General features: G+C 62.3%; 17 protein-coding genes. 10 read left to right on the top strand and 7 right to left on the bottom strand.

Annotation, left to right across the window (positions count from 1 at the left end):
- Positions 1-81: 81 nt before the first annotated feature.
- From NTU39_RS13865 to NTU39_RS13840, 6 genes are all read right to left on the bottom strand, one after another.
- Positions 82-1056, bottom strand: a complete 975-nt coding sequence (locus tag NTU39_RS13865; RefSeq protein WP_150662660.1) for a zinc-dependent alcohol dehydrogenase family protein — start codon at positions 1054-1056, stop codon at positions 82-84.
- Between the two features lie 73 nt (positions 1057-1129).
- On the bottom strand, positions 1130-1432 hold the full coding sequence (locus tag NTU39_RS13860) for an ArsR/SmtB family transcription factor (RefSeq protein WP_150662659.1): 303 nt from the start codon (positions 1430-1432) through the stop codon (positions 1130-1132).
- Between the two features lie 107 nt (positions 1433-1539).
- Positions 1540-2892, bottom strand: a complete 1353-nt coding sequence (locus tag NTU39_RS13855) for an acetyl-CoA carboxylase biotin carboxylase subunit (protein ID WP_150662658.1) — start codon at positions 2890-2892, stop codon at positions 1540-1542.
- 80 nt (positions 2893-2972) lie between these two features.
- Positions 2973-3914: an IclR family transcriptional regulator gene (locus tag NTU39_RS13850; RefSeq protein WP_150662657.1), complete on the bottom strand. Its 942-nt coding sequence runs from the start codon at positions 3912-3914 to the stop codon at positions 2973-2975.
- 145 nt (positions 3915-4059) lie between these two features.
- Positions 4060-4848 (bottom strand): enoyl-CoA hydratase/isomerase family protein, encoded by a 789-nt coding sequence (locus NTU39_RS13845; RefSeq protein ID WP_150662656.1) that lies wholly within the window; start codon positions 4846-4848, stop codon positions 4060-4062.
- 56 nt (positions 4849-4904) lie between these two features.
- A complete protein-coding gene (locus NTU39_RS13840) occupies positions 4905-6443 on the bottom strand; it encodes an acyl-CoA carboxylase subunit beta (protein ID WP_257957860.1) in 1539 nt (512 codons plus the stop codon).
- 261 nt (positions 6444-6704) lie between these two features.
- Here NTU39_RS13840 and NTU39_RS13835 point away from each other — a divergent pair, with 261 nt between their 5' ends.
- Complete coding sequence (locus NTU39_RS13835; RefSeq protein WP_257957859.1) at positions 6705-8294, top strand: ABC transporter substrate-binding protein; 1590 nt, start codon at positions 6705-6707, stop codon at positions 8292-8294.
- A gap of 72 nt (positions 8295-8366) precedes the next feature.
- Here NTU39_RS13835 and NTU39_RS13830 read toward each other — a convergent pair whose 3' ends face one another.
- Positions 8367-8588: an acyl-CoA carboxylase biotin carboxyl carrier protein subunit gene (locus NTU39_RS13830; protein ID WP_150574115.1), complete on the bottom strand. Its 222-nt coding sequence runs from the start codon at positions 8586-8588 to the stop codon at positions 8367-8369.
- 72 nt (positions 8589-8660) lie between these two features.
- Here NTU39_RS13830 and NTU39_RS13825 point away from each other — a divergent pair, with 72 nt between their 5' ends.
- The 9 genes from NTU39_RS13825 to NTU39_RS13785 all read left to right on the top strand — a co-directional run bounded on the left by NTU39_RS13825 (position 8661) and on the right by NTU39_RS13785 (position 19971).
- On the top strand, positions 8661-10271 hold the full coding sequence (locus NTU39_RS13825; RefSeq protein WP_257957857.1) for an FAD-dependent oxidoreductase: 1611 nt from the start codon (positions 8661-8663) through the stop codon (positions 10269-10271).
- Between the two features lie 359 nt (positions 10272-10630).
- Positions 10631-11404 carry an SDR family NAD(P)-dependent oxidoreductase gene (locus tag NTU39_RS13820; RefSeq protein WP_150662653.1) on the top strand — a complete coding sequence of 258 codons (774 nt, stop codon included), beginning with the start codon at positions 10631-10633 and terminating at the stop codon, positions 11402-11404.
- Positions 11405-11465: 61 nt separating this feature from the next.
- The gene (locus NTU39_RS13815; RefSeq protein ID WP_150662652.1) at positions 11466-13031 is read left to right on the top strand and encodes an ABC transporter substrate-binding protein; all 1566 of its coding nucleotides are present in this window, start codon (positions 11466-11468) and stop codon (positions 13029-13031) included.
- 58 nt (positions 13032-13089) lie between these two features.
- The gene (locus tag NTU39_RS13810; protein WP_174984195.1) at positions 13090-14850 is read left to right on the top strand and encodes an AMP-binding protein; all 1761 of its coding nucleotides are present in this window, start codon (positions 13090-13092) and stop codon (positions 14848-14850) included.
- Positions 14847-15764, top strand: coding sequence for an ABC transporter permease (locus NTU39_RS13805; protein WP_150662650.1), 918 nt, complete (start codon positions 14847-14849; stop codon positions 15762-15764). Before NTU39_RS13810 ends, NTU39_RS13805 begins: the two co-directional genes overlap by 4 nt.
- The gene (locus NTU39_RS13800; RefSeq protein ID WP_150662649.1) at positions 15757-16656 is read left to right on the top strand and encodes an ABC transporter permease; all 900 of its coding nucleotides are present in this window, start codon (positions 15757-15759) and stop codon (positions 16654-16656) included. Before NTU39_RS13805 ends, NTU39_RS13800 begins: the two co-directional genes overlap by 8 nt.
- Positions 16656-17726 carry an ABC transporter ATP-binding protein gene (locus NTU39_RS13795; protein WP_257957854.1) on the top strand — a complete coding sequence of 357 codons (1071 nt, stop codon included), beginning with the start codon at positions 16656-16658 and terminating at the stop codon, positions 17724-17726. The genes NTU39_RS13800 and NTU39_RS13795 overlap by 1 nt, the downstream gene beginning before the upstream one ends.
- Positions 17726-18796, top strand: a complete 1071-nt coding sequence (locus NTU39_RS13790; protein ID WP_150662647.1) for an ABC transporter ATP-binding protein — start codon at positions 17726-17728, stop codon at positions 18794-18796. The genes NTU39_RS13795 and NTU39_RS13790 overlap by 1 nt, the downstream gene beginning before the upstream one ends.
- Entirely contained in the window at positions 18793-19971 is a 1179-nt protein-coding gene (locus NTU39_RS13785; protein ID WP_150662646.1) for an acyl-CoA dehydrogenase family protein, read from the top strand. The genes NTU39_RS13790 and NTU39_RS13785 overlap by 4 nt, the downstream gene beginning before the upstream one ends.
- The last annotated feature ends 7 nt before the right edge of the window (positions 19972-19978 follow it).

The following is a 19978-nucleotide window of genomic DNA, read 5'->3' as shown; positions in this document are numbered from 1 at the left end:
ACGTCAGCACGCCTTTTTCGATGTTTTCCGTCGAGATGGCGGAAAAGCCCATCACGAAGCCAGACGGCGCACGCCGACGAATTACGCTTCGGACGAGGGAACGACCGCAATCGCAATCTTTCCCCGCAGACCGTTGTTGCGCCGCTCCAGCAGGGCGTGAGCCGCCGGAATGTCGGCCAACGAGTAAATGGCGCCGACATGTGGCCGCAGCTGGCCGCGCTCGACCAACGCGCTCAGTTCGTCGAGCTTGCCCCGGTTTTGCCGTGTGAAGACGAAGTGATAGCTGGCGTTCTTGCCCCAGGCCTGTACGAGGTTCTGCGGCTGCGCAATATCCACGATCGTGACGACGCAGCCAAGTTGTGCGAGCACATCCGGGCTGCGCGACAAGGTGTCGCCGCCGATGGTGTCGAAAACGACGTCGACGCCGCGGCCGCTCGTCTCTCGCAGGATGACGTCGACGTAGTCCTCCTTCTCGTAGTCGATCACAACGTCGGCCCCCATTTCCCGGACGAAAGGGACGTTTGCTTCACGCGCGGTCGTCAACACGCGAGCGCCCATGGCTTTGGCGAGCTGAATCGCCACGTGTCCGACACCACCGGCACCGCCGTGAACGAGAACGCTCTCGCCGACGCGCAGCGCCGCGCGTTCGACCAGCGCTTCCCACGCCGTGCCACCCACCAGAGGCAGACTGGCCGCTTCGAGATGAGTCAGGGAAGGGGGCTTCTTGCCGACGATGTGCTCGTTGGCGACGTGATACTCGGCATAGCTGCCGGGACCGTCGAAGATCTGCGGGGTGTACCAGACCTCATCGCCCACGGAAAAGCCCGTGACGCCCGGCCCGAAAGCTTCCACAACGCCGGAAACGTCATGTCCTGTAATCGACGGCAACGGGACGAGGTCCGGATAGTCGCCACGTCGCACCTGATAATCCAGTGGATTGATGGACGTGGCATGGACCCGAACCAGCACCTGTCCGGCCCGAGGTACGGGCGTCGGCACTTCCTCAAGCGCGAACGATTCCGGACCGCCAAACGACTTCAGCACGACTGCTTTCATTGAGAGCTCCTGATTCGATAAAAAGGGATATCGGGATTTATCGATATTTAGGGATAAAAAAATTGAACTTCGATTACAGCTCCTTCCCGATCATGCGGGCAAGGGCACTGATGGTGGCTTCATTGCGCTTGTAGTAGGTCCACTGACCGATGCGTCGCACTTCGACGAGGCCAGCGCGTTGCAGCGTTGCCAGGTAGTCGGACACGGTCGACTGCGACAGTCCGACCCCTTCCTGAATGCTGCTGACGCAAACACCCACCGTATGAACGTCGCCTTCGTCCTGAGGCGGAAAGTTCTTCACGGGATCCTTCAGACCCTTCAGGATCTCAAGGCGGGTGCGGTTCGAGAGCGCTTTGAAGATTTCGAGCAAATCCATGAGCGGGATTGTATCGAGATTTTCCGATATGTCAATGCGCTGCGGAAGTCAGAGGAACGAGGGCGAGTCGCTGTCCAGCCCAGAATATGCATGACGGCGAGGCCAGCTCAATGACGTGCGGCAGCGAGAATATCGGTCCCGAGTCCGGTGTGGATGTGTCCGAGCTGAAAGAGCTCGTCGTCGAGCACCTGGAGCGCGAACGGGATATTCGTTTTTACCCCGCGGATCTGCGTCGCACTTAGGGCTTCGCGCATCCGGCGAATCGCCGCGGCGCGGTCTGTCGCGTGCACGATGACCTTCGCCAGCAGCGGATCGTAATACGGCGTGACCGTATTGCCCTGCCCATATCCAGTCTCCACGCGGATGCCATCCCCCTTAGGGAGTTCGAAAGTGTCCAGCTTTCCGGGCGACGGGAAGAAGCGCACCGGATCCTCGGCGTACACACGCACCTCGATAGCGTGGCCGGTCACGCGTGGCGAATCGGGTATGACCGTCGCCAGCGCTTCCCCCGCCGCCAGCCGGATCTGCGACGTCACCAGATCGATACCCGTGATCGCCTCCGTCACCGCGTGTTCGACCTGCAAACGCGTATTCATCTCCAGGAAGTTGCAGGTGCCATCGGCGCCGAACAGCGTTTCGGCAGTGCCGATGACGTCGTAACCGATCTCCTGAAGCAATCCGGCAATCTTCTCCGCAGTGGTCTCCATGTCGCGACGCGGCAATAGCGGGGCAGGCGACTCCTCAATGACCTTCTGATGTCGGCGCTGCACCGAACAATCGCGCTCGAACAGGTGACATGCGTTACCTGCCTTGTCCGCCAGTATCTGAAACTCGATGTGGCGCGGGCGCTCGATGAGCTTTTCCAGATAAAGCTCGCCGTTACCAAAGCTCTTTTGCGAGACGGAGCGGGCCTGAGCGATCGCCGCAAGCAGCGAAACTTCGTCGCGCGCAGGCACCATGCCGATGCCACCGCCGCCGGCCGCTGGCTTGATCAGCACCGGGTATCCGATGGCGCGTGCGGCGGCACTGATCGAATCGGCATGGTCGTCGAGCAGTCCCGAGCTGGGTGACATTGGCATGCCGTAGCGAGCCATCAGCTCTCGTGCGCGGGTCTTGTGCCCCATCGCTTCGATCCAGCGCGGCGACGGTCCGATGAACGTTGCCCCGGTTTCCATCACGCGGCGCGCGAAGGTCGCGTTTTCCGAAAGGAAGCCGTACCCCGGGTGCACGGCATCCGCCTTCGAGCGTGCCAGCACGTCGATCAGGCGATCCTGATCGAGGTAGCTCGACATCGCGGGTGCGGGACCGATGGCGTACACCTCGTCGGCCTGCGCCAGATAGGGGAGTGTGGCATCCGCTTCGGAACAGACCGCCACGGAACGAATGTTCATCTGGCGCAACGCACGGATGATGCGTGCTGCGACCGCGCCGCGATTCGCTACGAGAACCTTCGCAAACATGTCTTCTCCTTCGTCGTTTTCATTCTCCACCGCAACGGGTGCGCAAAGGCGCTACGGTTAAGTCGCGGCACAGGCAGGCGTCAGGCGCAAAGGCTGTCGGCCAATCCTCCCCAGGCGATCCGTGCGTCGTCCAGGTGACGACCGAGCGCATCGGATTCGAGACGCAGCGCGTGCAGCGCCTCCTCAAGGTGCTCACCAGTCATTCGCGACGCAATGGATGCAACGCTGATTGAGACGAACGCAGGACCTTCCTTGCGCGGCAACGTCATGCCGATGGCGCTTACGTCGGCGATCACCGTTTGCACGTTCGTCGCGTAGCCATCAGCGCGCGTTCGTGCGACCAGCTCGCGCAGGCGCGCTGGCGAGATGTCGCGATAGCGGGGCAAATGCACGGCGTTCGCTGCGATTGCGGCTTCTACGGCGTTGTCAGGCAACGCAGCGAGCAACGCCATCGCGCCGGCACCCGCGCCGAGTGCCCGGCGCGCACCGATCTTCAGGCTATGGGTGCGAATCGGGTAGCTGCCCTGCAAATGATCGAAGCACACGGCGTCATGCCCGCTTCGCACCATCAGAAAGACAGAGTCGCCCGTCAGGTCGGCCAGCCGTCGCAGCGTTGGCTGGCAGCGTTCACGAAGATCGAATGCCGGCGACGCATTGAGGCCGAGCAGATACGCGGTATGACCGAGCGTGTAACGGCGCGCCTGCGGGTCGAGTTGCAGCATGTTGCTGAACGCCAGCCCTTTGACGATGCGATGCGCAGTGATGCGCTCCAACGCCAGGCCCTCGGCGATCTCATGAAGACGCAAGCCTTGGGGGCCGCACATGGCAACAAGGCGCAGCACGGCGATTGCGCGCTGGATGCTCTGCGTGCCTTCGCTGGCCCGGCGTCCGGCAGCGGCGTTTGCATGGTTGCCGTTCGTCGTGAGGTCGGGCATGAAGTCTGCGGCGTCGGCGATGCCATCGGCGATATCCTCGGACGAGGTGTCGTCAATATCGCTGGCGTGTCGTGGAGGCAGGCTCATGAAAATCTATCCGTTTCGGCGTCTGCTGCGGGCAGACAAAGTGGAGCTGACAAACAAGGGAAGTGGCATGGCATCGTCGATGGTGTGGCGCCGCAGTGTTCGGAGGACGAAGGAAACCGGTATTGTCTCGCAAACCGGGATTGCGTCAGCGGCCTCGAAACACCGCTGCGCGCTTCGCAGCGAAAGCCTCACGTCCCTCCTTGCGATCTTCGGTGTCGCGCAACAGCCCCCACAGATGACGCTCGTAGGTCAGCGCAGGCGACAGTGGCATATCCAGACCATTGCGTGCCGCCTGTTTGATCGCCCGCACCGCAAGTGGCGCCGCGTTGGCAATGCGGCGTGCGATCGACGTCGCCACCTCCATCAGTTCGTTCTGCGCGACCACGTGACTCACCAGGCCGATGCGTAGCGCCGTCTGCGCGTCGATGGCATCGCCGGTCAGCAGCATCCACATGGCATTCGCGTTACCAATCAGACGCGGCAACCGCTGCGTTCCACCCGAGCCAGGCATGGAGCCGACGGTCACTTCCGGCAATGCAAAGCGAGCCGTGTCGGCGGCGATGCGGATGTCGCATGCCAGTCCGATTTCAAGTCCGCCACCGTACGCCAGCCCGTTGAATGCGCAAATCACAGGGGTGTCGAAGTCCATGCCCAGCGTGAGCGATCCTGCTTCGGGCTCGGCACCTTCGCCGCGAAACGTCTGTGCTGCGAATGAGCTCGTCGGTGGCGGTGTGAGCCGAAGATCTGCGCCGCTGCTGAATGCACGATCCCCGGCCCCCGTGATGACGACCACGCGAATCTCCGGCGTGCCGCCGATGTGCCGCCAAAGCGCCTGCAGTCGAGTACGCATCGGATAGTCGATCGCATTGAGCGCTTCGGGGCGGTTTAACCGCACCGTCGCGACGCCGTCGCTCACACTGAAGTCGATAGTCATGGTCGCAATGCCGCGCTTCGCAAATAGGTAGATATGTAGAGACGCAGTGCGTTGTCTCAGGGATCGATACGGTGCTTGAATCCGGGCTGACGTGAGTCTGCTGCTGCCGCAAGCGCCTGACGGATCGCGTCGCGCGTTTCGGCAGGGTCGATCACGTCGTCGATCCAGCCCTGTGCCGCAGCTTCGTAGGCGCTCGATTGCTCGTCAAGACGCGCCATAATCTCCGCCTTGCGTGCGGCCGGATCCGGTGCGGCGGCAATCTCCCGGCCGAACACCAGTTCAACGCCAGCTTCAGGCCCCATCACGTCGAAATGCGCCCCCGGCCAGGCCGCAAGATAGTCGGGCCGCATGGCGCGGCCGCACATCGCCAGATACGCCAGACCAATGGCTTTGCGGGCGACGAACGTAATCTTGGGGACCGACGCCGCGCACACGGTGTTGAGCAGCCGGGCAGCGAGCGACACCATGCGATGTTTCTCGATGTCGGGGCCGACGAGAAATCCCGGTGCGTCGCAAATGAAGACCAGCGGGACGTGAAACGCGTCGCAAACATCGACGAACTTACGCGCCTTCTGTGCGGTTTTCTCGTCCATCACACCGCCGCGCGCCATCGGATTCGACGCGACGAAGCCGACCGGCTGCCCATCGATCCGGCCGAACGCCGTAATCAGATTGGGACCATAGCGCGGCCGATAATGGAAGAGGTCCCCTGCGTCGACGATCAGACTCAGCACTCGCTTCATGTCGTACGCCTGACGCCCGACATCCGGAATGAGCGTGCGCAGCTTTTCGCGTCCTTCCTCCGTATCGAGCGCCGCAGGCTTCGCCTCGACGACCGGCGGCAGCTCGCCGCTGTGGCTCGGGAGAAACGACAGGAACGTTCGCAGACTGCGCAGCGTGTCGGCTTCCGTGTCACCGACGTAGTCGACCTGACCGGTAACGGTCTCGCTGACATCCGCGCCACCAATGGCGTCGGGGGTGACCATCTCGCCGGTGCCAACCTTCACGACGAGCGGTCCCGACATCCCCATCACGCCCGTGCCGCGCGCGAGTGCGGTGAAATCGGACTGTGCGGCAGTGAAGGACGGACCGCCAAATGCCGGTCCAAGAATCGCGGCGAGCTGCGGAATCTGTCCGGACATCCGGAAGTGATCCGCAAACCGCGCGCCCATGTTTGCAGCCATCGCGCCAAAGCTTTCTTGCACACGCGCCGCACCGGCTTCCATCAGTGCAATAAACGGTTTCCTGTGACGCAACGCAGCATCGCGCACACGCGCGATCTTGATTTCCCCCACACGTCCTCGCGTGCCGCCCAGCACGGTCGCATCGTCCGCTGCGACATAGACAATGCGCCCGTCGACGGTGCCGTGCCCGGTCACGATGCCGTCGGCCGGCGTTCGCTCGCGCAGCGACGGGTGTGCACTGTGCGCGTGTACGCCCATCTCGACAAAGCTGCCGTCGTCGAGCAGCAACGCGATGCGCTCGCGCGCCGTGAGCTTGCCTTGCTCTCGCAGTTTGTCGATTGCAGCCGCCGATGTCGATGACCGGATGGCGTCGCGGCGGTTTTGCAGTTCTTCGATCTTGCGTTTGTCCATGAGCGTCCTGGCGGTGCGATGGGCACGGAAAGCAGGTGGGTCTTTCCGTATATCCATATATTGAAATAGATAACGATTATATGGTGCGCTACGTGAGCATCGATGTCGTGTCGGTATGATCGCTTATTGACATCGTTAATCATGTTTCCTAGCTTTTATAGCGGATATTTCAACAAGGCGCCAGATAAATTGGTGCAAATCCGGGTGGGGTTTTCGATGCTTCTGTAATTCCAATATGTGTACAAATTAAGAGAGGTCGAAATGAATCGATTGACGGGACGGCGCGTCGTGACGCGCATGACATCGGGGTTGCGGGCAAGGGCGGCAGTGGCAGCACTGGCCGCGGGAGTGCTGGGCGCAATGGGCGCGTCGGGTGCGATGGCAGCCGACAAGACGGGGCCTGCTGTAGATCGGAACACGCTCGTCGTGGCGCTCGACAAGGAAATCCAGAGCCTCGATGCACTGGTTACGGCGAGCGGCGATTCCCAGCGTTATGCGATGTCGATCTTCGACACGCTCTACGGCTTCGATGCCAAGGGCAACATCGTGCCTCGCATGGCGACCAGCTACACCATGTCCTCCGACGGCCTGACGTATACGTTCAAGCTACGGCCGAATATCAAGTTTCATAACGGCGACCCGTTCACATCGGGCGACGTGAAGTACTCCATTGAGCGCGTGATCGATCCGGCCTCTAAAAGTACGCGACGCCCTTATTTCGCCCCCGTCATCGATGGCATCGACACGCCGGATCCGCTGACGGTCCGCATTCGCCTGAAGCAGCCGGACGGTGTCTTCCTCAACAAGATCGCAGGCTTCCTGTTCATCGTTCCGCAGAAGTACACATCGTCGTTACCGAGTGTCGAGGCTTTTGCGGCCGCACCCATCGGCTCGGGGCCGTATCGCGTAAAGACGAACAAAGTCGGGCAGTACCTTGAGCTCGAACGCTTCGATGACTTTTACGGCGACAAACCAGCGATCAAAACGTTGGTATTCAAGTACATCCCCGAGCCGTCGAGTCGCGTGAATGCGATCGTCTCCGGCGAAGTGGATATCGCCGCCATGATCCCCCTTGCCGAAGTTGCGCGACTGCGCCAGGACGCAGCCCTGGATGTCATCACAAATCCGGTGTCGTCGCCTATGCACGTGCGCCTGTACTCGAACGTACCGGACTCGCCGCTAGCCAAGCGAGACGTTCGACTCGCACTGAACTACGCTGTCGACGCCAACGCCATCATCAAGGGCGTTTTCCACGGCGTTGGCGCGCCGATGGGCACTTTCATCTCGAAATACTTCCCCTACGGCGGCGACCCGAGCGTCGCGCCGTACCCATATGACCCGGCAAAAGCGCGCGCATTGCTCAAGCAGGCCGGCTACCCGAACGGCTTCTCGATCAAGCTCTACGACGCTGTCGGGACGCCCAAAGAGTTTGCCGAAGCACTGGCCGCCTATTGGGGGCAGGTTGGCGTCAAGGTGGACATCAATCGCATCGACTACGCCGCGTGGAGTCGACTGAACAACACGCACAAAACCGGGCCGATGACGACCACCCAATTCACCAATGCGATCTACGACCCGATCCATCCGGTCGCGGGATCGTTCTCAAAGGACGGCGCCTGGTCCGACTACTACAACCCGGAAGTCGAAGCACTGCTCAAACAACTCGATACGACAACCGGCGCCGAAGCGCGCGGCGCGCTCTTCCGCAAGATCGGCAAGATCCTGCACGACGACGCCTCAGCCGTGCTCGTGACAGAGCTGTTCAACGTCTTTGCGAAGAAGAAAACGCTGACATGGGAAGTGCAGCAAGGCTCGGGCTTCCTGAACTTCCGCAAGGTGGCCTGGCATTGAGATGCGTTTTGCCGTGCGTCACGCGAAGCGACGCACGGCGACTCGATCTGACGGGCGGGCGAGGGCGCAGCCTCAGCCGTCGAGACTGACGGCGGCGTCGCCCTCGCCAATCGGATCGCCCACATTGAAGTGCACTTTCGTCACGCGCCCGGCGCGCGGCGCAATGACGGGAATCTCCATCTTCATCGATTCGACCATGAGCAGCGCCTGATCTTCGGACACCGTGTCGCCCTCGGCGACAAGCACCTGACAAACGGTGCCGGTGATTTCAGAGCGAATGGCTTGGTGGGACATCTCGGTTTCCTCCGGGTGGTGATGAATGGCTCAACAGATGATGGTCAGTGAACAACAAGGAGTCGTCGACACATGGTTGCATTCTTGGAAGCTTCGGAACATCGGGGTGCGCACGCGCAGTGGCACGCGACGTACGACGTCATCGTCGCGGGCTACGGCGCAGCCGGGGCGGTTGCCGCCATCGAGGCCGCGGATGCGGGTGCGCGAGTGCTGCTGATTGAAAAGATGCCCGACCCCGGCGGCATTTCGATCTTGTCTGCTGGCGGCGTGCGCGTCTCCGACGATGCCGAGGCAGCGTTTGCCTACTTGCAGCACACGTGCGGTGGCCGCACGCCGGACGATGTGTTGCGCGCGCTCGCCGTCGGCATGACGGAAGTGCCCGGCTATCTGCGCGAACTGGCACGCACGAACGACGCCGTCGTGCGCGTCGACGCAGCACTCGGCAACTATCCATTCCCCGGTTGCGATTCGCTGGCTTACGCCGACATCGAATCGATTCCCGGCTTCGGTGATCCGGCCGGTTATCTTGCGGCGCGCCCATTCCGCCCGGGCTGCCTGCTCTTCAAGTTGCTGCTCGATAACGTCGAGGCGCGTCGCGCTCAGGGGCGCATCGACGTTTGGCTCTCGGCCAGCGTCGAACGACTGGAGCAGGGAGAGCGGCGCGAAATACTGGGTGTGCGACTGCGACGCGGCAGCGAATCGCTGCGTGTTCGCGCGCAGCGTGCCGTCGTGCTCGCATGCGGGGGATTCGAAGCGGACGAAGAAATGAAGCGTCAGTTCTTTGTCTCGACGCCCGTTCTGCCGGGCAGCTTTCGCGGCAACACCGGCGACGGCATCCGCATGGCGCAAGCCGCAGGCGCGGCGCTCTGGCATATGTGGCACCACCACGGGCCGTACGGCATCCGACACCCCGATCCATCGTATCCGTTTGGCATCTACGCGAAGATCCTGCCGATGTGGACGCCTGAGCGCGAGTCGAAGCCGCTGCCGAAGATGGCGTGGATCGTTGTAGATCAGCGCGGACGCCGCTACGTCAATGAGTATCCGCCGTACATATCGGACACCGGCGTACGCCAGTTCGATCACTACGACCCGTCGGCTTACCGACACGACCGCCTGCCGTCGTATTTGATCTTCGATGAGGCCGGACGTCGCATGTATCCGATGGGGCGCTCGATCACGAATGATCGCGAGGCCTGGTACGAGTGGAGTAGCGACAACCTGAAGGAGGTAGAGAACGGTTTGCTGCAAAAGGCCGACACCCTCGAAGCGCTGGCGCAAAAGCTTGGCATCGACGCAGCAGGACTTACGCGCACAGTGAGTGAATGGAATGCCAGTTGCGAGGCCGGGCGCGACGACGCATTCGGCCGCCGCCCCGAGACGATGACGCCACTCACCGAGGGGCCGTTCTATGCCGCATCGCTGTGGCCGGTCGTCATCAACACGCAGGGTGGCCCCGTACACGACGCCGCCCAACGGGTGCTGGACCCCTTCGGCGAGCCGATTGCTGGCCTCTATGCGGCGGGTGAGCTCGGCAGTGTGTTCGGGCACATCTATATGGCGGGCGGCAATCTGGCGGAATGCATTGTCGGCGGGCGAATTGCCGGCCGGAATGCGGCCCGCGCTCGCGACGCCGCCGCGACGCGTGACGAAGCGAATTCCGCCGATGTGCGGCGCGCTTGATGCGCCCCGGGCATCCGGGTGCATCAAGCGACTGACATGAACCGCACTTCGGATGCCCATGCTTCAAATCCCGTATAAATGTTCAAATAGTGGAATAAATGACGTGTTAATTTTCGCAGAAAAACGTGAATGAAGCACTGTGATTTGCTAAGCAAAAATCCATATAAAGACTGGCTCACGCTTGCGTTATAAAGATAACCGATGGTGTATCGATTGAACTGAGAGTTATCCCTGATGAAAATTAAGCAAAGTTATTTGTTTCAAATATTGACCATCGCGTCATGCGTGACTAGACTGGTTTCCATTACGACGACTGCCGACACAGATCAGGCAGCGCCACAACCAGGAGACGCAAGCGCATGAGCAATCGCTTCCAGGGAAAGGTGGTTCTAGTGACGGGCGGCGCGCGTGGCATCGGCTACGCAACAGCCGAACGGTTCGCGCAGGAGGGTGCGCGCGTAGCGATCTGCGATATCTCGGCAGATGCAGCGCAATCCGCGGCCGAAGCGCTGAAGCGCGACGGCGGGCATGACGCCGCAGGCTTTGGTTGCGACGTCACGGATGAGGCGCAAGTCGAAACGCTCTTCACGCAAGTGATCGCGCAACTCGGCGGACTCGACGTCCTCGTGAACAACGCAGGCGTCACACGAGACAATCTGCTGTTCAAGATGTCGGTGGACGACTGGGATCGCGTCATGAACGTCCATTTGCGCGGCACTTTTTTGTGCACGCGCGCCGCGCAACGACACATGGTCGAACAACGCAGCGGCAAGATCGTCAATCTTTCCTCAACATCGGCACTCGGCAATCGTGGGCAGGCGAATTACTCGTCGGCCAAGGCGGGGTTGCAAGCCTTCACGCGCACCGCTGCCATCGAGCTGGGCCCCTTCAATATCAACGTCAACGCGGTAGCGCCGGGGTTCGTCGACACCGAAATGACGCGCCAGACGGCGGAGCGTCGCGGCATCGATCCCGAGGAATACAAACGGCAGCGCGCCAAGAGCATTCCGCTCGGCCGCGTCGGCGTTCCCCGTGACATCGCCAATGTCGTCGCTTTCCTTTGCAGCGAAGACGCGTCGTTCGTTTCGGGGCAGATCATCTATGTCAAGGGCGGGCCGGAGACGTTGCGCTAACGTCGGTTGATCTTTGTCAGCCGGGTATCGCTTCGTTCATCGCTCTTCTTCGGAGAATTCAATGCACACACGGGCATTGCATGCATGGTCACGCCAGGTAGCGTGGATCGGTTCGGGTATCGCGCTGTGCGCGGCGCTCCTGACGTCGACGGCCGCATACGCCATTGGCGGAAAGCCCGCCGTCGACCGCGACACAGTGGTCTTCGCCGTCGGCAAAGATATCAATAACCTCGATGCTCAGGTCGCCGCCACGGGCGATTCTCAGCGCTACGGCTGGCAGTTGTTCGACTCGCTGTACGCGTTCGACATCGACGGCAACCTGAAGCCCAGCGTCGCCACAGGCGTGAAAATCGCGCCCGACGGCCTTCAATACACGTTCACGCTGCGCAACGACGTCAAGTTCCACAACGGCGCGAAGCTCACAGCCAGGGACGTGAAGTATTCGCTTGAGCGCATCGTCGCGCCCGAGACGAAGAGCACACGGCGACCATACTTCGCGAACCTCGTCGACCACGTGGATGCGCCGAACGACACGACCGTCGTGTTTCATCTGAAACGACAGGACGGGGCGTTCCTCAACAAGATCGCAGGTTACCTGCTGCTGGTGCCGAAGGCGTACACCGAAGGACTCGCGTCGCCCGAGGCATTCGCCCGCGCGCCGATCGGGTCCGGACCGTACAAGTTCGTCGAACAGAAGATCGGGCAGTCCGTGACGCTCGACCGTTTCGATGGCTACTGGGGCGCGAAGCCGGGCATCAAGCGGCTTGTCTTCAAGGTCATTCCCGAGGCGAGTAGCCGCATCAATGCGCTGCTCAACGGTGAGGTCGATGTCATCGACTATGTCCCGAGCGTCGACGTGGCGCGCCTGAAGGCTAACGCTGGCCTCACCGTCAAGTCGGTGCCGGTGGGCAGCCCGCTCGCCGTGCGACTGTACTCGAACGTGCCGGGCACGCCGCTCTCGAAGCGAGAGGTGCGCCTCGCGCTGAACTACGCGCTCGATACCAAGGCGATCATCGGGCAGGCGTTGCATGGCGTGGGCGCACAGATGTCCTCCTATGTTTCGTCCAGCTATCCGTACGGTGTCGATCGCACGCTCAAGCCGTATCCGTACGATCCCGCGCAGGCGAAGAAACTGCTGGCGCAAGGCGGCTACCCGAACGGCTTTACGACCGACTTGCTGTGCCCGACAGACAACCCGAAGGAACTCTGCGAGGTGATCGCGGCGTACTGGTCGGCCATCGGAGTGAAGACGAATGTGAAGGTCATCGATTACGCCGCGTGGAGTCGCCTGAATAACACACACAAGGGCGGGCCGATGACGATGATGCAGTTCTCCAACGCCATCTACGACCCGGTCCATCCGATCAGCGGCGCGGCAACGAAGGACGGCACCTGGTCGGATTACTTCAACCCGGAAGTGGAAAAGCTCGTGGCACAGGGTGATGCCGCGACCTCGCGCGAACAACGCGACGAGATCTTCAAGAAGATTGGTCGCCTGTTGCATGACGATGGCCACGCCGTGCTGATTACCGAGCTCTATTACACGTTCGCGCAGGACGTGAAGCTGAACTGGGAACCACAGCATGGCAGCGGGTATTACAACCTGCGCAGCCTGAGCTGGAAGTGATCTTCGAGATGTCGAGAACTCAGGCCACCAGAGCAGCCCCGAACCGATGAATCCGAACATGAACCGACACGACGACAGTGTTCCGCCCCCGGCCCACACCGCCTCGGCGGTGGTGGCCGCGCGGGTTGACGCGATCGACTGGACGCACGAGACGTTCGCGAGCGCGCTGACATGGATCGCCCAGGCACATGGCGAGCGCGAGGCGGTGGTCCATGGCGACACGCGCCTGACCTTCAGCCAGCTCGTGCAGCGCATTCATGCGTTCGCCCGTGGCCTGATGTCGCTGGGTGTGGGGCCCGGCGAGAACGTAGCACTGTGGATGTCCGACAGCACGGAGTGGCTAATCGCCCGCTGGGCCGTGCCCCTCATTGGCGCGGTGCTTGTGCCCGTGAACACCCGGTTTCGCGACAGCGACGTGGCGTATGTACTCAGCCAATCGGAAGCCACCACGCTTATCGTTCAGGAGCGAGGCGGTTCGTCGGGGCGGGGCGTGCGCTACTTCGACATTCTCGCGCAGCTCGTACCCGACTGGACCACGCAGCGGCGCGGCGCGTGGCAGTGCGAGCGCATGCCGGCCCTGCGCCGTGTCATCGGTCTGCCGGATGAACGCACGCTGCACGCTGGCATGGAAAGCTTTCACGCTGTCGAAGCACACGGAAAGAGCCGGTTGGACGACGGGACACTGGAGCGCCGTTTCGCAAAGGTGAAGGCCGACGACGTCGCCCAGATTCTCTACACGTCAGGGACGACATCGTTCCCGAAGGGCGCGATGGTCCGCCACGGCGCATTGCTCGCCAATAACCACTACGCGGCGCAGTGTCTGCGGCTGACATCGCAAGACCGCTACCTCTCGTGTGTGCCCCTTTTTACCGCGACGGGCACGTTCTACACGCTGGCCATGGCGCTCTCCGGCGCGGCCATGGTCATTGCCGACCAGTTCTCGCCGAAGGGCTTCTGTGAACTTGTCGAGCGTGAGCACATCACCGTCAGCTTCTTCGTCGACACCATCGTGCAGGACCTCAAGGCGTTCCCCGATATCGGGAATTACGACCTGTCGAGCCTGCGCACCGGCACCGGCGCGCCGCTACCCACGGCGTCGTTCGAATGGGTCAGCCGCACGCTGGACGTGCCTGAACTGGTCAGCGCGTACGGTATGTCGGAGACGTCCAACGCGGTCGTGCGCACGCGCTGGGATGATCCGTACGAAAAGCGCTCGCGCACGAACGGCCGCCCCGTGCGTGGGGTGAAAGTACGCATTACCGACATCGAGACCGGTAAGGAGCTGCCCGCCGGATCTATCGGCCAGATCTGCATTTCCGGTTACGTGGTCATGAAGGGCTACTACCGCATGCCGGACGAAGATCGCAAAGCCATCGACGCCGGTGGCTGGCTGCTCACCGGCGACCTCGGCGAACTCGACAGCGATGGCTATCTGACATATCGGGGCCGCGTGAAGGAGATGATCAAGCCCGGCGGCTTCAACGTTGCGACGCAGGAAATCGAAGTCTTCCTTAAGACCTATCCGGGTGTGCGCCAGGCCGTCGTGGTGGGTGTGCCCGATGCGCGTCTGGGCGAAGTCGGATATGCGTACGTCGAACGGCAGGAGGGCGCGGATATCTCGCCCTTCGCCTTGCAACAGTATTGTCGCGAGCACATCGCGAGCTACAAAGTGCCGCGCTACGTGGAGTTTATCGATGTCTGGCCGCTGACCGGCAGTCAAAAGATCCGCAAGCTGGAGCTGCGCGATCGTGCCACGCGCAATCTGAAGGGCGACGACGAGTCGACCAGCGCGACGGCCGATGGGGGAGCACACGCATGATTCGCTATCTCACGCGACGCGTGGCGCAGTCTCTGATCACGGTGTTGCTCGTCACGCTGGTCATCTTCCTGATCGTGCGGCTGATCGGCGATCCGACGCACCTGATGCTCCCGCCCGAGGCCACCGAAGCCGACCGCGCGCTGCTTCGTCACGAAATGGGGCTGGATCGTCCGGTGGCCATGCAGTACGGGAGCTACCTCTGGCATCTGCTTCAGGGGCAACTCGGCATCTCCTACCGATTCTCGCGTCCCGCCCTCGACGTGGTGCTCGGCGCGCTGGGCCCGACGTTGCTTCTCACAACGTCGGCGCTCGGATTGGGCATTCTCGTCGGAGTACCGCTCGGGGCCATCGCCGCAGTGCGTCGCGGCGGCGCGATCGATCAGTGCGCCAAGCTCTTCGCCGTCTTGGGGCAGGCCGCACCGCCATTCCTGTTCAGTCTGCTCTTCATCCGCCTGTTTTCCATTCAGTTGTCGTGGTTCCCTACGAACGGCTACGGCACGTTCTCGCATCTCGTCATGCCCGCTGTAGCGCTGGGGTGGTATTCGGCGGCGGGGATCATGAGACTGACGCGTTCGAGCATGTCGGAAGTGCTCGACACGGAGTACATCAAGTTCGCGCGCATCAAGGGCGTGCCCGAGCGCACGATTGTCTTTCGACACGCGTTGCGTAATGCGCTGCTGCCGATGATTACGTTCACGGCGTTGCAGTTCGGCATTCTGATGGGCGGCGCGGTGTCGGTCGAATTCATCTTCTCGTGGCCGGGCATCGGCCGCCTGATACTCGATTCGATCTCCAATCTCGACTACACGGTCGTGCAGGCCGCTGTCACTGTCGGTGCGCTGATCTTCACCTTGCTCAACCTGGCGGTGGACGTGCTCTACGCCTACGTCGATCCGAGGATTCGTTATGCATGAGATCACTCCCCAGGACTTGCAGCAACGCCCGGCCGAGGTCAGTGTGCCGGTGCCGCAGATGCGTGCGCGCCGCCAACTCTGGCGCGACGTACAGCTGTGGGTATGCCTGGCGCTTGCCGTGGCGCTGATCGTCGTCGCGCTGGCCCCGCAATGGCTCGCGCCCTACGACCCGAACGCAATCTCGTTGAGCGACATTCTCAAGCCACCATCGGCGGCCCACTGGTTCGGCACCGATCAGTTGGGCCGCGACCTGCTGTCGCGTGTGATCTGGGGCTCGCAGATTTCGTTGTATGTGGCGTTTTGTGCAGTGCTCATCGCAGGCATCTTCGGCAGCCTGTTCGGCATTGCTGCGGGCTATCTCGGCGGGTGGGTCGACGCCGTCGCCATGCGCATCGCCGACATCCAACTGGCCCTGCCGGCGGTGATTCTCGCGCTGGTGCTCGTCGGCGCCATCGGGTTCAGCGTCTTCAATCTGGTGATCGTGCTGAGTCTGGCCAACTGGGCCCGCTTCGCCCGTGTCACCCGCGCCGAGGCGTTGTCGTTGCGCTCACGCGACTTCGTGCTGCTCGCCAAACTCGCGGGCGCGTCGCGCTTTCGCGTGATGTTTGCCCATATCGTCCCGAACGTGGTCAACACCTTCATCGTGCTTGCCACGCTCGACATCGGCACCATCATCATTCTCGAGGCAACGCTCTCGTTTCTCGGCCTGGGCGTTCAGCCGCCGACGCCGTCGTGGGGCGCCATGATCGCCGATGGCCGGGGCTATCTGGAAACCGCGTGGTGGATCTGCGGTATTCCGGGGATCGTATTGATGGTGACCGTGCTGCTGGCGAACCAGCTCGGCGACGCGCTACGTGACCGGCTAAGTCCGACGATGTCGAGGGGGTGGTGATGACGATACTCCTCGAAGCGAAGAATCTTACGACGATGCTGCGCGGCAAGCAGGGTATCGTCACGGCGGTGGACAACGTGAGCCTGCGCGTCGAAGCAGGGCGCTCGCTGGCACTGGTCGGCGAGTCCGGCTCGGGCAAGAGCATGACGTGCAATACGCTGCTCGGCCTGCTACCGTCGAACGGTCGGGTCGTACAGGGGGAAGTGCGCTACAAGGGGCGCGATCTCACTCGGCTCTCGCATGCGGAAATGGCAAAGATTCGCGGCCGCGAGATCGGCATGATTTTGCAGGATGCCATGACGTCGCTCAACCCGCTGCTGACCATCGGCGACCAGGTCGCCGAGATCTTTCGTGTGCATCGGGGCATTCGCGACAAGGCCGAACTGCGCCGTCTGTGTGTCGATGTGCTCGAGCGCGTGAAGATTCCGGCTGCGCTGGAGCGTCTGGACAGCTACCCGTTTCAGTTCAGCGGTGGCATGCGTCAGCGCGTATCGATCGCCATCAACATTGCGCTCTCGCCGGAATTGCTCATTTGCGACGAGCCGACGACCGCGCTCGATGTCACCGTGCAGCTCCAGATTCTCAAGCTCCTGCGTGAGCTTCAGCAGCAACGCAACATGGCGTTGATCTTCGTCACACACGACCTGCACCTGGCATCGCAGTTCTGTGACGACGTCGCGATCATGTACGGCGGTCGCATTGTCGAATCGGGGCCGATTGCCGATGTGTTCGCGCGCCCGGCGCATCCGTACACAGCAGGATTGCTGCGTGCCGTGCCGTCGCTGGGACGCTACGAGAAGCGTCTCGAAGCGATTCCGGGGCAGCAGCCGGGCCTCACCGAGTGGCCTCAGGGTTGCCGGTTCGCGCCGCGCTGTCCGCTCGCGACGCAGCAATGCCGCGACGAGTATCCGGATTGGTTCGAGTGGCAGGGCGGGGCGCGCCGCAGCGCGTGCTGGCAGACCATGCAGATGTGGACGCAACCGTCTGCACCGCGCGGTCATGAGACTGGCGACGCCAATGCCGACGCCGCAGTGAATGGTGCAGCGCGCGTGCGCAGGGAGGTGGCGTGATGTCTCAACCGTATCTTTCCGTGCGCAATCTCCGAAAAACCTACGATGTGCGCCGCGGCTTGCTGGGTCGCGCCCGGCCGCTGCATGCCGTGGCCGGCGTCACGTTTGACGTGGAACCCGGTGCGACCTTCGGCCTGGTGGGAGAGTCAGGCTCAGGCAAGAGCACCATCGCCAAGATGCTGATGCTGGCCGAACCGGCAACGAGCGGCGAAGTCAAGGTCGACGGGCAGGACATCCAGCAACTGAGCGCACAGGCACGCGAACACTTTCATCGTGTGTTGCAACCCGTCTTGCAAGACCCGTACAGCGCGCTGAATCCGCGCATGCGCGTGGGCCGGATTATCGACGAGCCGTTGCGCATCCATCGCACGCTCGACGATGCCGGTCGCGTCCAGCGCGTCGACGAACTCCTGCGACTCGTCGGGCTGCCGAGCGGTGCAGGGCGCAAGTTCCCGCATGAGTTGTCCGGCGGACAACGTCAGCGCGTAGCGATTGCACGCGCGCTCAGTCTTAGCCCGCGCTGCATGATCCTCGACGAGCCGGTTTCCGCACTCGATGTGTCGATTCAGGCGCAGATCCTGAACCTGCTCAAGGACCTGCAGGGCACGCTCGATCTGACCTATCTGCTGATCTCTCACGACCTGGCGGTCGTGGCGTACATGAGCCAGCGCATCGGAGTGCTGTACCTCGGAGAGTTCATGGAGGTCGCGGATACCGCGACGCTGATGCGAGGCGCGCGTCATCCGTATACGCAGGCGCTGATTGCGTCCGTCGACGCGCGCGGCGGCAGCGGCGAACAGGCGGTGGCCGGCGAAATTCCGTCGCCGATGAATCCCCCGTCGGGATGCCCGTTTCATCCGCGTTGCCCGCATGCGGCAGCGCGGTGTCGTGAGGAGAAGCCGGTCGCGCGGGAGATTGCGCCGCGCCACTGGGTGACGTGTCATTTCGCGGAGACGATTCCCGTCGCGACAGCGAACACCGCTGCGCGCGCCATCGGCCCGAAAGCGATAGAAACCGCCAAGACCTCCGCTCCGGAAGCTCAGGCGGTCCCCTTTCAGGAGGCAACATGAATTTTGCGGAAACCCCTTCATTGTCCCGGCAGGGCAACCCCGAGGTGCTCGCCGCACTGGAATCGGTCGTGCAAAGCCGCTTTCCGGCACGTGAGCGCGCGTATCACGACGCGGCTGGCATGCCGTTCGAGAACTTGCAGGACCTGTTCGAACTCGGCCTGCTCACCGCCACAGTGCGTAAGGAGCACGGTGGTCTTGGCAGCAACGTCATGTCGTCCGATCCGGCCACATTCCTGCAAGCGATGCGGCGCGTGGCTCGTGTGTCGCCGGGTACAGCGCACTGCATGCAGGTACAGAACCACGTGGCGTGGGCACTCGACGAACTGGGGACCGACGCGCAGCGCGAGCGCTTCGTGAAGCCTATGACACAGGGGATGAGCGTGTCTTCGTTCGTCGGCAGCGAGGCCGGGCGCAAGCACATGTACGTGCTTAAGACCACGGCAAAGAAGGTCGACGGCGGCTACATCGTCAACGGCAACAAGAACTATGCGACGAATGGCTATGAGAACGGCGTCGCCATCGTGTTCGCGACCATCGAAGGGGAAACCGAGTACTTCAAGTCGCATCTGATGGTCATCGTCGAGCCGGGAATGGAGGGACTCAGCGTCAATCACGACTGGTATCGCCCGACCGGCATGCGCGTGTGTCCGAGCCCGGAGATCTACCTGAACGACGTCTTCATCGACGAACTCCACGTGCTCGGCGAGCCAGGCGTCTACCCGCGCGGACGCTGGCAGGGACGCTTCCACCTCGGATTCACGGCGAACTACCTCGGCATGATCGAAGGCGCTTACGAGTGGGTGCGTCAGAGTCTGGTCGAGCGCGGCCGGGGCAAAGATCCGTTCGTGCAGTTGCGCATGGGCGAGGCGAAGACCCAGTTGCATGGGGCACAAGTCGTCTTCGAGAACGCCATCGACGCCTGGCGCACGGGCGATGTGCAACGCGCGGAACTGATCTCGATGCAAGCGAAATCGATCTGCGCGCATGCGGCACTGGAGATGTCGCACACGCTGATCATGCTGGCCGGCTCGACGGCACTGTTCGACGAGTTCCCGCTGGCGCGTCTGATTCGCGATCTGAACACGCACATCCTGCACGTCGGGCACGACAAGACGGCACAGATCGTAGGTGCAGCCGAACTGGGCGAGTCCTTCGATTCGACGCTGCAGCGCTGAGTCCCGC

The organism is Pandoraea commovens (genome assembly GCF_024704525.1).
Taxonomy (GTDB): Bacteria; Pseudomonadota; Gammaproteobacteria; order Burkholderiales; family Burkholderiaceae; genus Pandoraea; species Pandoraea commovens.
This window is presented reverse-complemented; position numbering and strand designations above follow the sequence as displayed.